Source organism: Litchfieldia alkalitelluris, assembly GCF_002019645.1.
In the GTDB taxonomy this organism is placed as follows: Bacteria; Bacillota; Bacilli; order Bacillales; family Bacillaceae_L; genus Litchfieldia; species Litchfieldia alkalitelluris.
In genome coordinates, this window is record NZ_KV917374.1 from 3,095,030 (window position 1) to 3,109,456 (window position 14,427).

Sequence of the window (14,427 nt, forward strand, 5' to 3'; positions counted from 1 at the left end):
TCCTCCTCAATGTGGAATGAGCGGAGAGCCACTTGACTCCTGCGGGATCCAGTGGTCTCGTGAGACCCCGCAGGATCCCGCTCCTGGCGACGAGGAGGCTCACGGACCACCCCGCGGAAAGCAAGTGGATCGCAGCTCATGGAACTCCACTACCTAGGTTATTTTCAGGGTAGAACCCAATGCTAATAAAAATTCGCACCATGGAGAATGAAAATGTTTTGTTCATTCAGTGTGGAGGGAGAGCAACTAGACAACTACTGATCTTTCGGTCTCGAATATCTTTCATTCCCTTTCATAGGCTTTGTGTATGAGAAAGGGAATCAAACAACGCTTTTCATTCCCTTTGGATGGCTTTTGGCATAAGAAAGGGAATCAAACAACGCTTTTCATTCCCTTTGGATGGCTTTTGGCATGAGAAAGGGAATCAAACAATGCTTTTCATTCCCTTTGGATGGCTTTTGGCATGAGAAAGGGAATCAAACAATGCTTTTCATTCCCTTTGGATGGCTTTTGGCATGAGAAAGGGAATCAAACAATGCTTTTCATTCCCTTTGTAGAGCTTTGTGCATGAGAAAGGGAATCAAACAACGCGCTTTTCATTCCCTTTGTAGGGCTTTGGGCATTAGTAAGGGAATTGAAACTCTCTGACCTAGGTATTTCCAGGGTAGACATCTATGCTAATTAAAATTAGCACCATGGAGTATGAAAAATTATACTTAGCTTATTGTCTAGCTTCAGGCGCTATCGGCTCTCAGGTCTAAGTCAATCCACCCTAGAAGGTTAAAGTGCCTTATGCCTGTCGCCCATGAACGAGCGCCTTCAGCATTTCTTTTTTCAGGGTAGACAAAAACAAAAAGAAGAGGTGACATAAACTATGGAAGTTATAAAACTAGCAGAACAATACTACAAAGAAGCTATTAAGTTATCAGAATATGCATTTCAATATAAAGTTTCAGAAGAAAAAATCACCGAACGAATAGAAACTTTGAATAAATATCATCAATTATTTGGGATTGTTGAACAAGAAGAACTCATTGCAAAACTCCATTTAATCCCATTTGAAATCTACATAGGTCAAATAAAATTTAAAATGGGCGGTATTGCAGGTGTAGCAACCTACCCTGAACATCGTAGGAACGGGAATGTCAAAGAAATGTTAATTCATTCTCTTAAAGTAATGAAGGCTCAAGGTCAGACCATATCGATGTTACACCCCTTTTCAATTCCCTTTTACCGAAAGTACGGATGGGAAGTTTTATCTAATAGAATCAAAATTACTATGACAAAGAATGACTTATATATGCTGGGGGAAACAAAGGGTTATGTGAAACGTTATGTTCAAGAAAATCAATTCAATGATCTTCAAAATACATATGAAGAGTTCGCTACAAGGTTTTCTGGCATGTTAGTTAGACACAATGAATGGTGGAAAAAGAATGTAATCGATGATCTAAAGGGTGCCATTTACTATGATGTACTAAATTCTCCTAAAGGATATTTATTATATTCAATCAAAAATTCTAAAATGGAAATTGAAGAATTTATTGCCCTTGACGGAGAAGCCAAAAAGGGACTTTGGAATTTTATCTGTCAACACGATTCTATGATTAATGAGCTCGTAATTACAACTTATGATAACGATCCTTTCTTCTTTTCAATCAATAATCCAATGATAAAAACTGAACTATCACCGTACTTTATGGTGCGTATTGTTGATGTGATTAGCTTTTTACAGCAATATCAGTTTGATTGGCCTATGATGGGAATCGAGCAAAGTGTCATTTTAAAAGTGACGGACAACTTTGCAAACTGGAATGAAGGATTCTTTAAAGTTTCTAATGAAAAGGTTATACATGAGATTAATGCAAATAAAGAAGATGTGATAAATTTATCTATTAATGCATTATCTGCTATGTTATTGGGATATAAAAGACCAAAGGAACTTTTTGAACTGGGTATTATTCAATGTAAGGAAAAAGAAATGATTAAGTTAGAGTCGTTAATACCAAAAAATAAGCCATTTTTTAATGATTTCTTTTAAAATCTCTTTAACCAATTTGTGAGGGCACGAGAAAAAAATAAACATTTTGTATTTAGATTGTAACTCACAAGAACTATTTTCGACATATCTATAAAGGGTTCTTAGGAGAGATTAGAATGAGATGGTTTGTGTATACACTGTTCGCATTATTATACTTATTAATTACATTTTTCGGAGTAGGCCCTGTGCTTTTAGCGGATGGCTCTTCAGTAGAAAGAATTATTACTCTTGTGATTGTGGTGTGTATTTATATTCTTCTTACCATCGTATTATATTTTATAAAAAAAAGATTAAGAATAAGTTAGGATAACTCTTATACATATTGAGTTATCCTCTTTTATTGGAAATTTACGCAAATATTAAATAGGCATTCACCCTTGTAAGAACATCTACATATGTTGTGATATACAATACGAAAGGGTGGTTTGATGAAGGGGAAAATTCGTAACTACTATGCAGGTGGTAATACAGCAAAAGGTTTCTATAGTTTATACGACTCAGCCTTAAGTGGATTAGAGCGTTTGTTTATATTAAAAGGTGGACCTGGTACTGGTAAATCAACACTTATGAAAAAAATTGGTGAAAACTTTGTATATAAAGGCATTGATATTGAATTTTTACATTGTGCTTCCGATAATAATTCAATCGATGGTGTAATTCTCCCACAATATAGAATAGGTATTGTTGATGGTACTGCACCTCACATAATTGAACCCAGTGCACCTGGTATTGTTGAAGAATATGTGAATTTAGGCGTGGCATGGGATTCTAATAAACTTCAAAGAAGTAAAGAACATATTTTAGAATTAAATAAGGGCATTTCTGCAACATTTGATAAAGCATATAAAACATTTGCAGAATCTTTAAGTGCTCATGATGACATTGAGGAAATCTATATTTCTAATATGGACTTCAATGAAGCAAATAAATTAACAGATGACTTAATTCATCAGTTTTATGGTCAAGATAAATTGAATAAAGTATCGGATGTTAAGCACCGTTTCTTAGGAGCGGCTACCCCAAATGGTGCTGTTGATTTTATTCAGAACTTAACAGAAGATGTTAATAAGCGTTATTTCATCAAAGGTAGAGCTGGTTCAGGTAAATCGACCATGTTAAAGAAAATAGCAGCGGAGGGAGAGGAAAAAGGATTTGACGTAGAGATTTATCACTGCGGCTTCGATCCTAATAGCCTCGACATGGTGATCATAAGAGAACGTGGAATTGCGATTTTTGACAGCACTGCTCCCCACGAATATTTCCCTGAGAGAGACTCAGATGAAATAGTAGATATGTATGGAAGATGTATAACACCAGGCACTGATGAAAAATTCGCAAATGAAATTGAGCGAACAACGAAAGCTTATAAAGATAAAATGAAAGAAGCTATTTCGTATTTATCAGAAGTAAAACAACTTCGTGATCAGCTTGAAGAATATTATATTGATGCAATGGACTTTTCAAAAGTTGAGGATATCCAACAACAACTTCTCGCAGAAATTGAAGATTTTATTGCATCTTGTAAATAGGGCAAAAAGATAGACTTCTCGTAAGTGAGAAGTCTATCTTTTTAGATATCATTTAGACATCACGCTTTTTTGATTTCTTTCGTGCTGAATCTTTACTTACTCCATCAAATTCTTTCGTAGTTGTTCCTTGTCCTTCTACATTAGGTGAGTTAAGACCAATTGTTGATGGATCTTTTTTAGGTCTTGACATATTTACACCTCCTTACTAACTAAGATTACTTTTTCTTATCGGTGTTGCTTTTATTCAAATATGGTTATAATTTTTTGGTAGGGCTGTATTAAAAAGGAGACAAGAGAATGAAGATTGGAGTAATTTCAGATACACATATTCCTAAAAGGGGTACATCAATCCCGACGACAGTGCTAGAAGGTTTACGTGGTGTTGAATTAATTATACATGTTGGGGATTGGCAGGACATGAGTGTCTACCAACAGTTAACACAGATAGCCCCAGTTGAAGGAGTAGCGGGAAATGTAGATGACGAGGAAATTAAACAGAAATTTGGTAAAAGAAAAGTACTTTCTTTAAATGGATTTGAAATTGGAGTGGTTCATGGTGATGGAAAAGGAAAAACAACATTGAAGCGTGTAACAGAGTCTTTTTCTGGACAGCCTTTAGATCTAATTTTATTTGGTCATTCTCATATACCTTATCATCAAAAACATAATGGAGTTATTTACTTTAACCCTGGTTCACCAACAGATAAAAGACGACAGCAACAATTTTCTTATGGCATACTCTCATTGGAAAAAAAAATACGGGCTGAGTTAATATTTTTTGATAAAGACAAATAGGTGAAATGGCGATGTGACGAGAGAAGACTTTATCCCTCAGAAATAATAACGCTAATTATTATATGGTCTTTTAAAACGAAATTAAAAATATAAATAAAAATAGTTAATAAACAAGTGCCAATTTAACCTTGGTTATCTTGGCAACTTGTCAATTAACCTTTTAAAGGAAGCTTGATGGTGAATGTAGTTCCAAATTCATTACTTTTCACTTTCATAGTTCCACGATGATATTCAATAATTTTTTTTGAAACTGAGAGCCCAAGTCCGGTTCCATCATCTTTAGTGCTGAAAAAAGGATCAAATATCATCGGCAGGATAGATGGTTTAATACCAATTCCATTATCAATGAATTGTATTGAAATGAACCTTTCGACTAACTCTGTTTTTATTACAATTTTAAGCTGTTGATTTTTCGAGGCGTCATTTGCATTTCTAAATAAATTCAGAAAAACCTGTAGTAATTCATCACGATCAACTTCTATTAAACAACCCTCGGCGTTTGGACTAAGTAGAAATTCTATCTCGACATTGTGAAGCAGAGCTTCACTATTAAGAAATTTTTTTAGCGTATTGTCTGAGAATTCTTTCACAGACATCACCATCAATTTTGTTTGAGAGGGCTTAGCAATCCTTAGAAAATCACTGATAATTTTATTAGAACGATCAATTTCCGGAATAAGCAATGATTTAAACAAATTCGAAATGTCATCTGATACTCTATCATCCAATAATTGTAAATAACCTCTTACCGTTGTTAATGGATTTCTTATTTCATGAGCAATACCTGCAGCAATTCTACCAGCTAAAGCCTGTTTTTCCGCTTCCTTAATCATATTTAAAAACTGAAAAATACCAATTACCCGTTTAATGGAACCATCTGGATTATGGATAATTCTTGAATTAATGATCCCATAATTTTTATCAAGTACCTGCTGATTATAAATTTCCTGACCTGAAATTAGCGTTTGTAGGGTGATGATCTTTTCATCTGGTATTTTTAGTAATTCACGGATATGTTTACCAATCATTTCATTTTGATTCACAGAAAGATCATGTGCAGTTTGATAGTTACATAACGTAATCAGCCCATGATGATCAATCATAACAATATGGTGAGGTACATAGTCTAGAATTTGTTTTAAAGAAGCCTCTACCATTTCAAACAGATCAACGTCTAATTCCTCAATTTGATTATTGCCCTTTGAATTCCAATCTATGATAGGAACATCTTGGGGGTAGATCTTTTTAACTTGCATTCCATTTTCCGGATTATATGTGAATGTAATTGGTAACTTTGAGAGAATATCTTTATATAATTGATTTTCAATTCTTAATTTTTCTAATTCACTATTCTTCGCCAATAGGTTGACCTCTCTAGGTTAAGATATTTATAAGGTAATTAAACTTATTCTTATTATATATTAATTTATTTGTAAGTTTAATTACAAGCTAAAATACGTTTCTTTATTACAAAGACTCAAATTTGGAGGTATATGATGAACTTTAATTTATTCCGTAAATACAATAGCACCCTAGGTTATTTTCATGGTCTACTTCCATACTATTTTTATTCTCACCATTGAAAAAGAACAACATAAGATATGAGAATTAATAAAAGAGGTGTTAAAGTTGCCAAATAGACCAATAAGAAGAGAAAAACTCTACATAAATGGAGAATGGATTAAAGCTAGTGAATATAGTAATCTCTTATCACCTTATGACCAGGAACTTCTCGCTGAAATTCCATTAGCAAGTGTAACAGAGGTTACAAAAGCAATTGAGGCAGCACATGGCTCCAGAGAAATATTACGAAAAATGCCAGCACATGAACGTGGAGCAATACTAGAAAGAATCGCTAATTTAATAGAAGAGAAGTTTGAAGTAGCTGCTAAAATCATAGCACTAGAAGCAGCTAAACCGATTAAAACAGCGAGATTGGAAGTTCAACGTACTATTCAAACCTATAAATTCGCTGCTGAAGAAGCCAAAAGAATACATGGTGAGACTATTCCTATTGATGCTGCACCTGGTGGTGAAAATAAAATTGCTTTCACAATTAGAGAACCTATCGGTGTTGTAGCAGCAATCACTCCATTTAATTTCCCGATGAATTTAGTTGCACATAAAGTCGGTCCTGCTATTGCTGTAGGTAATCCAGTTGTTTTAAAACCTGCATCTCAAACTCCGCTTTCGAGCTTTTTTCTTGCTCAGATTTGTGAACATGCAGGTCTTCCAAATGGAGGATTGAATATTGTGACGGGCAAGGGCAGTACTGTTGGAGATGTTTTAGTCAAAAGTGATTTGGTTAAAAAAATCACTTTTACTGGTAGTCCAGCTGTTGGTCGTTCTATTCGAGATAAAGCAGGATTAAAAAAAGTAACATTAGAACTCGGTTCGAATTCTGCAGTTATTCTTGATAAGAATGTACCTCTTGATAAAATCATACCAAGGTGTGTAATGGGTGCATTTTCTTATCAAGGTCAGGTATGTATTTCACTTCAACGAATTTATGTACACGAAGAAGTATATGAAAAATTTGTAGATTTGTTTATTACTGAAACAAAAAAACTTAAAATTGGCAATCCATTAAATGAAGATACAGATCTCTCAGCATTAATTTCACCTGATGAGATAACTCGAGTTCAAGCTTTGATACATGAATCAGTAGAACAAGGAGCAACCGTGGCCTTAGGTGGAGATAATGAAGATACTATCTTAAAACCTACTATACTACTAAATGTGCCTAATACTTCAAGGGTATCTTGTCAGGAAGTTTTTGCGCCTGTTGTCGTTATAAATAAAATAGCATCAATGGAAGAAGCATATAGACTCGTAAATGAATCGGAATTTGGACTTCAAGCTGGAATCTACACAGAAAGCATTCATACAGCATTAAATGCTGCAGAGCAATTACATGTTGGTGGAGTTATTATTAATGACATTCCTACATTTAGAGTGGATCACATGCCATATGGTGGAGTGAAAAATAGCGGTATGGGTCGAGAGGGTGTTAAGTATGCGATTGAAGAGATGACCGAAATGAAGTTGGTGGTTTTTAATCGAGACTAGTTTGTTATGAAAGGTGGAGGAGTGAACAGATGATATCACTAGTTAAATTTCCAAAGAGTTCCTATACTGGCTGGGGATCGCTTGGGAAGATAAACAATGAACTAGAATCAATGGATATTAGAAATTTACTGATTGTCCTTGATCCAGCACTAGAAAAATTAGAATTCACGCAAACATACCTTCCATTGATTCACCAGACCTATAATACCACGATTTATACTGATATAGAACCAGAGCCTTCTATAGGTTGTGCACAAAGATTAGTTGATTTTACAAGAAAGGGAAACTTTGAGTTAGTTATTGGTATTGGTGGAGGTAGTACACTCGATTTAGCAAAGTTAACATCTGTCATTTCTTATAATGAAGGAAATGTAATCGATTATTTAAATTTAACCGGAACAAAAACATTCAAAACCAAGGGAATTCCAAAAATCCTAATTCCAACAACTTCCGGAACAGGCAGTGAAGCAACTGATATATCTGTTTTATCTCTAGATCAAACCAAGGATGTAATTTCACATGACTACTTACTTGCAGATATTGCAATTATTGATCCACAACTAACGTTATCAGTTCCACAAAGAGTAACTGCTGCAACAGGTGTTGATGCATTAACACATGCCATAGAAGCATATCTATCAGTGAATTCAAATGCGATCACTGACGCACTTGCAATTCAAGCGATAAAGCTTATTGGTAAATCTTTAAACCAAGCTGTATATAATGCTGAAAACCAAGAAGCCAGAACTGATATGAGCTATGGAAGCTATTTAGCAGGCTTAGCGTTTAATAATGCAGGTGTAGGGGCTATTCATGCACTTGCATATCCATTAGGAAATCAATTTAAACTCCCTCATGGCGAATCAAATGCTGTCTTGCTACCATATGTATTAAATTATATTTCTGACAGTTGCAATAGTAAATTAGAAACGGTTACCAAACTTCTTGTGAGTAATCAAGATACTAACCCTTCCAAAAATTATTTAGAATTTTTCAGAAAAATAGTCGGGGATATTGGATTACCAACGACTTTAAAACAGTATGGAATAAAACTTGAACATCTTTTAAGTCTAACAGAAGAAGCATGTAAACAGAAAAGGTTACTTTCAAGAACCCCTGCTAATCTATCAGAAGATGATATTTATGATATCTATAAAACCGCACATGAAGGATGAAATCTTAAAAACAGAACAATAATTAGTTATACTCGTCCAATCATATATTAATAGGTTGAATAGAATAATGTATATCGTAATAGAAAGGAGTGATTAAACATGGCAAACTCTAGAAGAAGACCAATTATTAATGCTGAGAAAGTGATTATCCATGCGGACGAGGTTATTGTCATTGAAGCAAATGATCGAAGAAGACATCATAGACAAGATATTGATGATGTAGCAGGAGTGGAAGATCGTAAAAGACATCGTGGTAGAAACGAAGATGATGTAGCCGGTGTGGAAGATCGTCGACACCATCGTAGAGTAAACGATGATGATGTAGCTGGCATAGAACAGCGCAAACCTCGTTTTCCTTGGTAAAAAACAAAGCTTTTCGTCAACAGAGTAGCATTTGCTACTCTGTTTTTTAAGTATTTGCAACATGAAGAATGAAAAATGTTTAGTTATTTATACTTGGCGTAGTGTCTAGCTCCAGGCGCTATCGGCTCTAAGGTCTAAGTCAAGCCATCTAGAAGGTTAAAGAGCAACCTTCCAGCCGGCTTGCCTTATGCCTGTCGCCGATGAACGAGCGCCTTCCGCATTTCTTTTTTCAGGGTAGACATCTATGCTAATTAAAACTAGCACCATGGAGTATGAAATAGTGTACTTACTAAGTGTGGAATGAGCGGAGAGCCACTTGACTCCTGCGGGATCTAGCGGTCACGTGAGACCCCGCAGGAGCCAAAAAGCGACGAGGAGGCTCACGGATCGCCCCGCGGAAAGCAAGTGGATCGCAGCTCATGGAACTTCATCACCTAGCTTATTTTTAGGGTAGACTTCCATGCTAATTTGATTAGCACCATGGAGTATGAAAAATTATACTTAGCTTAGTGTCTAGCTTCAGGCGCTATCGGCTCTCAGGTCTAAGTCAATCCGGCAAGAAGGTTAAAAAGCAACCTTCTTGCCGGCTCGTCTTATGCCTGTCGCCGATGAACGAGCGCCTTCCGCATTTCTTTTATCAGGGTAGAATAATTATATTTTTTTAAAGAATAAATTTCTCGAACCCTTATGTTTAAAGGCTTGAACAAGCTGTATATGACATTTGTCATATACCTGATATGACATGTATGACTACACAGTTATTACATAGTCACTTATGATAGGTATATCCTAAAAAAAGGGGTAACCTAAATGAATACACAAAACCAAAAAACTCTAAGAAAACAAATTTCTCCATATGAAAAATCTAATACGAAGGCAAGTGTTTGGCAACTAATTAATACCCTAGTTCCATTAATTCTATTATGGTTTCTAGCGTATAAGAGTCTCTCAATTTCTTATGCATTGACCTTATTCGTTGGTATCTTTGCTGCAGGATTTCTAGTAAGGACCTTTATCATTTTTCATGATTGTTGTCATGGATCATTCTTTAAAAACAAAAGAGCAAATCAAATCCTAGGAACTATTACAGGTATTATAACGTTATTTCCATTCAGTCAATGGAAGCACGAGCATTCTGTGCATCATGCAACAAGCTCGAATTTAGATAAACGAGGTGTTGGTGATATTTGGGTATTAACAGTAGATGAATACATTAAAGCACCAACCTCTACTAAGATAGCTTATAGACTTTATCGTAATCCCATTGTCATGTTCGGGTTTGGCCCAATCTATTTATTCCTAATTAAAAATAGATTTAATCGCAAAGGCGCAAGAAGAAAAGAACGCTTGAATACGTACCTAATTAATTCTTCAATTTTATTAATCAGTGTCTTACTCTCTTGGTTAATTGGTTGGCAAGCATTTCTAATCGTTCACGGTACAATTCTTTTTATCTCTGGTGCTGCTGGTGTTTGGCTTTTTTATGTACAACATACATTTGAAGATTCATATTTTGAAGAAGATGAGCACTGGGAATATGTAAAAGCTGCTGTTGAAGGTAGCTCATTTTATAAACTTCCAAAATTACTTCAATGGTTAACTGGGAATATAGGTTATCACCATGTTCACCACTTAAGTCCAAGAGTACCGAATTATAGATTAGAAGAAGCTCATACAAATACTCTACCTTTACACAATGTACCAACCATTTCACTCTTAACAAGCATCCAATCAATAAAATACAGATTATGGGATGAAGAAAAGAAAAATTTTGTTACATTCAAAGATGTTAGAAAAGAGCAAGCTTTAAAGGCAAAAATTAGTATTTCAAAAATCAGTTAATTACGCTTTTAGTAAACCCTTGGAAAGTTTTTTCAAGGGTTTATTAATTTAGTCTAATGATTGTGATAAAATTTGGAATTAGAGAATTAAAAAGAGGTTTTAAACATGAAAAATAAATTTCCTATCTTTCAAAAAGGATCTGGGATTTCGCCATATATTTGGAGCGTATTTAGTATCCTTCCATTTTATTTTATATTTCAAGCGTCCTCAACACTAGAAATTACTATCGGTATTATACTAACGATTGTTTTTTTCATTTCGTTAAGATTTGCATTTATTTCAACGAATTGGCCTGTTTATTTGTGGACCTCGATTTTAATTGGGATTTCAATAGCCATGACTGTTTTATTCCAATATGCTTATTTTGCGTTCTACATTGCTTATTACAATGGAAATATAAAAAACCGAATTGCATTTATCACTTTATATATCATTCATTTAGTAAGTACAACTATTTCTATAAATTATAATATTGTCTTACAAAGGGAAATTTTCTTATCCCAAATACCATTTATAGTGATCATTTGGATAAGTGTAATATTGCTTCCTTTTAACCTTTATAATAAAAAAAAGCAAGGGCAACTTGAAGAGCAACTTGAAGATGCACATAAACGTATATCTGAACTAATAAAGCAAGAAGAAAGACAACGAATTGCCAGAGATTTACATGATACACTTGGACAAAAACTTTCTCTTATTGGATTGAAGAGTGACTTAGCACGTAAGTTGATTTCCAAGGATCCGGATCAAGCGCGAAATGAAATGAAAGATGTTCAACAAACTGCAAGGACTGCTTTGAGCGAAGTGAGAAAAATGGTCTCACAGATGCGTGGAATCAGAATAAAAGAGGAACTAGTATTAGTTGAACAAATTCTTAAAGCAGCACATATTGATTACCAAATCGATAATGAATTTAACTCAAAGAACAGCTCATTGTATTTAGAAAACATTTTAAGTATGTGCTTAAAAGAAGCAATTACGAATGTCGTAAAGCATAGTAAAGCATCTCATTGTGAAATAACGATTAGTCAATCTTTAAATAGTACGTGCATTACTGTTTTTGACAACGGAATAGGCATAAACGATGACCGTGTTTATTCAAAAGGAAATGGTCTTATTGGTATAAAGGAACGCTTAGAATTTGTAAACGGAACACTTGAAATACAATCAATAGAAGGAACTAAAATCATAATGGTAGTACCTCATGTTATTAAAAAGGAGGAACAGAAATGATTAGAATCGTTGTTGCAGAGGATCAACGAATGCTTTTAGGAGCGCTTGGTTCTCTTCTTAGTCTTGAAGAAGATATGGAGGTAGTTGGTAAAGCTACCAATGGGGAAGAAGCGATTGCTCTCGTTCAAGAACACCAACCAGATATTTGTATCATGGACATTGAAATGCCTGAGAAAACCGGTCTTGAAGCAGCGGAAGAATTAAAAGAGACAAATTGTAAAGTAATTATTTTAACAACGTTCGCGCGAGCAGGTTATTTTCAAAGGGCGCTAAAAGCTGGAGTTAGTGGGTATCTACTTAAAGATAGTCCAAGTGAAGAACTAGCTAGTACGATAAGAAGCGTAGTGAGTGGTAAAAGGATTTATGCTCCGGAACTGATGGATGATGTCTATAATGAGGGAAATCCTCTCACTGAACGGGAAAAAGAAGTACTTGAACTCGTCGCGGATGGACGTAATACAAAAGAGATTGCTGATCAATTAAGCATTAAAACTGGTACCGTTCGAAATTACGTTTCAACCATTCTTGATAAATTAGAAGTGAAAAATCGAATCGAGGCTATTTCTCAATCGAAAGAAAAAGGTTGGTTCAAGTAGACTCTTTCTAATAGATTGGTTACTCTAATCATTGTCTTCCTTTATGGTTACTCAGATATTAGTAAAAAGCTTTTGTTCAAACATATAAATTCACCTAGGTTGAAAAAAGTGTTGTAGAAATCAACCTAGGAATTCTTTAATAGTGACGATCAAAATGTATGTTGGTTGGTTCTATTTTGATCTGATAGGTTGTACCGTCCACAGCCTTAATAATAAGACCTGGCTTCTGGGTTCCTCTAAAAACTTCGTCTCGATCAAGAATTTTAGTAAATGCTACTTCTCCTTGATGTGTAACACTATACGTTTCTAGTGCACTCGCTATCTGCTTAGCTAACCTTTGCTCCATGTAGTATCCCATACCATCCCACACTTTCTTTGACAAAGTCATATTAATACATATTCCTTTCATTTCCAGATTTAGAACAAAAAAGATTGATTCTTACACATCCTGGCAAGAATCAATCTTCGAAAACCTATGAGGCTAATTTCTGAGCAGAATTTTTATTCTCCCTTTGGTTTAAACTAATAAACCTGTACATCTCTATGATTGGTTTTGTAAAAGTAATAACTGGTTTACTGGCTAATCCAAAGCTGATAAATAGCGTTGTAAGAATAAATACAAATAAAGAGGCAGCCGTAATTGTAAAGTCAAAGATAGAGGTACTTTGTAGAACCTTTATGACTAATCCATGTAGTAAATATATATAAAGCGTTCTGCCTCCAAGATGTGTAAAGAAATACCTTTCTTTAGGGACTAAAGTTAGAAAACATACTGTGATAACAAACATTAAAATGTAGATAAATAGTCGTATGAACATTGCATAGTGTAGCTGCTCAATACCTAAGTCAAAGTATGAGGAAGTCGCTATTAGCCAATCTCTTCCACCTTTTGGGAAATAAAAATAATAAGTTAACAATATAACAATCATAGCTGCAGTAGAAAGTACTTTCATTTTCTTATTAATAATAAATTTAAAATGATTTTCATTTAAGTAAAATCCAAGTAGGAAAAGCGGAAAAAACACAAACGTTCTCGACAAACTTAGAAAAGAACCGATGCTATCAATATAACCAACAAGCATGCCAACTATGACTGCATAAAATAATGGATATTTAAATTTTGTAAATACTTTTAGAAGGATATTCCAACATAGTAGACTTAACAAAAACCATAAAGTCCAATAAGGATCCATTAACGTAAATGTAACCCCTTTACCTTGAATAGAATAAAGGATATAGTAAAAAAATTGAAAGGTAATATATGGAACTAGCACCCGATATAAGACTTTTTTCATATAGCCATCTTTTGAATAACCTTTTGAAAAGAATCCTGCGATTAATATAAATGCAGGCATATGAAAACTATAAATAAAGTTATATACAGTAGATATAAAATGACTTTCTTCTCTAAATGGACTTATAAGATGTCCAAAGACAACTAAAACAATTAAGATAAATCTTGCATTATCAAAATAAGAGTTTCGATTTAAGGAACCTGACATGATGTTACCTCCTAATAAGTTGGTCCCCATATAATTACATACGTTTGGTCTGAACATTGAGGGTACTTCAAAAATTGAAATACAATTGTTATAAGTTGTATCATATACGTAAATGGAATTTAAAAAATGAGTCTCATTTGTAACTTACATAGGCTGTTTTCGTTCACTTTGTTGCTTTAAAATCACTTGAACTAGTAGAATGGCATCTTTTCCTTCCTAAAGTATAACCATAACATCGTGATATAGTGTAACCTTGCTAAAAATAGGTCTTTTAGCAACAAT

The 14,427-nt window shown here is 34.4% G+C and carries 14 protein-coding genes; 10 read left to right on the forward strand and 4 right to left on the reverse strand.

From position 1 onward, the window contains the following. The first annotated feature begins 874 nt into the window (after positions 1 to 874). The 3 genes from BK579_RS14405 (at position 875) to BK579_RS14415 (ending at position 3,570) form a co-directional block, all read left to right on the forward strand. Positions 875 to 2,041, forward strand: a complete 1,167-nt coding sequence (locus tag BK579_RS14405; protein ID WP_078546581.1) for a GNAT family N-acetyltransferase — start codon at positions 875 to 877, stop codon at positions 2,039 to 2,041. A gap of 116 nt (positions 2,042 to 2,157) precedes the next feature. Further along, the gene (locus BK579_RS14410; protein WP_078546583.1) at positions 2,158 to 2,346 is read left to right on the forward strand and encodes a DUF6954 family protein; all 189 of its coding nucleotides are present in this window, start codon (positions 2,158 to 2,160) and stop codon (positions 2,344 to 2,346) included. A gap of 123 nt (positions 2,347 to 2,469) precedes the next feature. After that, positions 2,470 to 3,570: a PRK06851 family protein gene (locus BK579_RS14415; protein ID WP_078546585.1), complete on the forward strand. Its 1,101-nt coding sequence runs from the start codon at positions 2,470 to 2,472 to the stop codon at positions 3,568 to 3,570. A gap of 52 nt (positions 3,571 to 3,622) precedes the next feature. Here BK579_RS14415 and BK579_RS14420 read toward each other — a convergent pair whose 3' ends face one another. Then, positions 3,623 to 3,760 (reverse strand): YuzL family protein, encoded by a 138-nt coding sequence (locus BK579_RS14420; protein ID WP_078546586.1) that lies wholly within the window; start codon positions 3,758 to 3,760, stop codon positions 3,623 to 3,625. A 107-nt stretch (positions 3,761 to 3,867) separates the two neighbouring features. Between BK579_RS14420 and BK579_RS14425 the strand changes: the two genes are divergently transcribed. Next, positions 3,868 to 4,365 (forward strand): metallophosphoesterase family protein, encoded by a 498-nt coding sequence (locus BK579_RS14425; protein WP_078546594.1) that lies wholly within the window; start codon positions 3,868 to 3,870, stop codon positions 4,363 to 4,365. Between the two features lie 152 nt (positions 4,366 to 4,517). Here BK579_RS14425 and BK579_RS14430 read toward each other — a convergent pair whose 3' ends face one another. After that, positions 4,518 to 5,726 (reverse strand): ATP-binding protein, encoded by a 1,209-nt coding sequence (locus BK579_RS14430; RefSeq protein ID WP_078546596.1) that lies wholly within the window; start codon positions 5,724 to 5,726, stop codon positions 4,518 to 4,520. 268 nt (positions 5,727 to 5,994) lie between these two features. On the opposite strand from BK579_RS14430, the gene BK579_RS14435 reads away from it, so the two are divergent. The 6 genes from BK579_RS14435 to BK579_RS14460 all read left to right on the forward strand — a co-directional run bounded on the left by BK579_RS14435 (position 5,995) and on the right by BK579_RS14460 (position 12,643). Further along, complete coding sequence (locus BK579_RS14435; RefSeq protein WP_078546597.1) at positions 5,995 to 7,434, forward strand: aldehyde dehydrogenase family protein; 1,440 nt, start codon at positions 5,995 to 5,997, stop codon at positions 7,432 to 7,434. 29 nt (positions 7,435 to 7,463) lie between these two features. Further along, positions 7,464 to 8,609, forward strand: a complete 1,146-nt coding sequence (locus BK579_RS14440; RefSeq protein WP_078546599.1) for an iron-containing alcohol dehydrogenase — start codon at positions 7,464 to 7,466, stop codon at positions 8,607 to 8,609. A gap of 99 nt (positions 8,610 to 8,708) precedes the next feature. Continuing rightward, positions 8,709 to 8,972: a hypothetical protein gene (locus BK579_RS14445; RefSeq protein WP_139365102.1), complete on the forward strand. Its 264-nt coding sequence runs from the start codon at positions 8,709 to 8,711 to the stop codon at positions 8,970 to 8,972. A gap of 810 nt (positions 8,973 to 9,782) precedes the next feature. Further along, a complete protein-coding gene (locus BK579_RS14450) occupies positions 9,783 to 10,814 on the forward strand; it encodes a Delta(5) desaturase DesA (RefSeq protein WP_078546601.1) in 1,032 nt (343 codons plus the stop codon). Positions 10,815 to 10,919: 105 nt separating this feature from the next. Then, complete coding sequence (locus BK579_RS14455; RefSeq protein WP_078546603.1) at positions 10,920 to 12,047, forward strand: sensor histidine kinase; 1,128 nt, start codon at positions 10,920 to 10,922, stop codon at positions 12,045 to 12,047. After that, positions 12,044 to 12,643, forward strand: a complete 600-nt coding sequence (locus BK579_RS14460) for a response regulator transcription factor (protein ID WP_078546605.1) — start codon at positions 12,044 to 12,046, stop codon at positions 12,641 to 12,643. The genes BK579_RS14455 and BK579_RS14460 overlap by 4 nt, the downstream gene beginning before the upstream one ends. 136 nt (positions 12,644 to 12,779) lie before the next feature. Here BK579_RS14460 and BK579_RS14465 read toward each other — a convergent pair whose 3' ends face one another. Both BK579_RS14465 and BK579_RS14470 read right to left on the reverse strand, forming a co-directional pair. Beyond that, on the reverse strand, positions 12,780 to 13,025 hold the full coding sequence (locus BK579_RS14465) for a hypothetical protein (RefSeq protein ID WP_204524719.1): 246 nt from the start codon (positions 13,023 to 13,025) through the stop codon (positions 12,780 to 12,782). 91 nt (positions 13,026 to 13,116) lie between these two features. Further along, positions 13,117 to 14,145: an acyltransferase family protein gene (locus BK579_RS14470; RefSeq protein ID WP_169891149.1), complete on the reverse strand. Its 1,029-nt coding sequence runs from the start codon at positions 14,143 to 14,145 to the stop codon at positions 13,117 to 13,119. Positions 14,146 to 14,427: the final 282 nt, after the last annotated feature.

Bases quoted from the DNA above. Each gene is read 5' to 3' on its own strand.
- BK579_RS14425 (WP_078546594.1), top strand. From the start codon at position 3,868: ATGAAGATTGGAGTAATTTCAGATACACATATTCCTAAAAGGGGTACA.
- BK579_RS14470 (WP_169891149.1), bottom strand. From the start codon at position 14,145: ATGTCAGGTTCCTTAAATCGAAACTCTTATTTTGATAATGCAAGATTT.
- BK579_RS14440 (WP_078546599.1), top strand. From the start codon at position 7,464: ATGATATCACTAGTTAAATTTCCAAAGAGTTCCTATACTGGCTGGGGA.
- BK579_RS14410 (WP_078546583.1), top strand. From the start codon at position 2,158: ATGAGATGGTTTGTGTATACACTGTTCGCATTATTATACTTATTAATT.
- BK579_RS14455 (WP_078546603.1), top strand. From the start codon at position 10,920: ATGAAAAATAAATTTCCTATCTTTCAAAAAGGATCTGGGATTTCGCCA.
- BK579_RS14445 (WP_139365102.1), top strand. From the start codon at position 8,709: ATGGCAAACTCTAGAAGAAGACCAATTATTAATGCTGAGAAAGTGATT.
- BK579_RS14405 (WP_078546581.1), top strand. From the start codon at position 875: ATGGAAGTTATAAAACTAGCAGAACAATACTACAAAGAAGCTATTAAG.
- BK579_RS14450 (WP_078546601.1), top strand. From the start codon at position 9,783: ATGAATACACAAAACCAAAAAACTCTAAGAAAACAAATTTCTCCATAT.
- BK579_RS14420 (WP_078546586.1), bottom strand. From the start codon at position 3,760: ATGTCAAGACCTAAAAAAGATCCATCAACAATTGGTCTTAACTCACCT.
- BK579_RS14460 (WP_078546605.1), top strand. From the start codon at position 12,044: ATGATTAGAATCGTTGTTGCAGAGGATCAACGAATGCTTTTAGGAGCG.
- BK579_RS14415 (WP_078546585.1), top strand. From the start codon at position 2,470: ATGAAGGGGAAAATTCGTAACTACTATGCAGGTGGTAATACAGCAAAA.